Raw genomic sequence first — 744 nt, forward strand, 5'->3', positions numbered from 1 at the left:
ATACAACCCGAAGGAGTTTCGAGTTGATGTTCAAATCACCAAAGTTGTCTCTCATTATTTGAATGAGCGAGAGACATATCGATTTTGCCGGACTCAAATTCCAAGAACACTTGAATGTGTTTTTAGTTGTATTCATAAATGAATACTTTGAGAACTTTACAAACAACAATAAATTGTTGTTTTGTCAGCTTTCCAAATTGTTAAAGAGCTATGTTTCTTCACAAGGAAGTTACATTTTCTAAAGACTTTCAGAGTCAAAAATACCAACCAGTATCAATTGCTTGTTCTGGTTTGGACGTTTTATTCCAAAAATACTTAGAGAATGGTGGGCGATACCGGGCTCGAACCAGTGACCCCCTGCTTGTAAGGCAGGTGCTCTCCCAACTGAGCTAATCGCCCACATTGTTTTGATTTCCGTGGAAGGAAATGGTGGGTCGTGCAGGATTCGAACCTGCGACCAATTGATTAAAAGTCAACTGCTCTACCAACTGAGCTAACGACCCAATGGTATCCCGTAGGGGAGTCGAACCCCTGTTACCGCCGTGAAAGGGCGGTGTCCTAGGCCTCTAGACGAACGGGACACTAAGTGAACATCTTGGGGGATGTTCTATCTCTTAAACTTCATAAACCGTATCAATCTGTGTGAACACTCATCGCAATAATCATCGTTTAAGGAGGTGATCCAGCGCCAGGTTCCCCTAGCGCTACCTTGTTACGACTTCACCCCAGTCATGAACCACAAAG

General features: G+C 43.1%; 3 tRNA genes and 1 rRNA gene. All 4 read right to left on the reverse strand.

Annotated elements, in window-relative coordinates:
* Positions 1–323: 323 nt before the first annotated feature.
* A tRNA-Val gene (locus R7P74_RS26215) sits at positions 324–399 on the reverse strand.
* A 28-nt stretch (positions 400–427) separates the two neighbouring features.
* Positions 428–503: transfer RNA gene (locus R7P74_RS26220), tRNA-Lys, on the reverse strand.
* Between the two features lie 2 nt (positions 504–505).
* Positions 506–581: transfer RNA gene (locus R7P74_RS26225), tRNA-Glu, on the reverse strand.
* 89 nt (positions 582–670) lie between these two features.
* Positions 671–744: ribosomal RNA gene (locus R7P74_RS26230) — 16S ribosomal RNA — on the reverse strand; the annotation flags it as partial.

The sequence above is a fragment of the Vibrio sp. 2033 genome, from assembly GCF_033339735.1.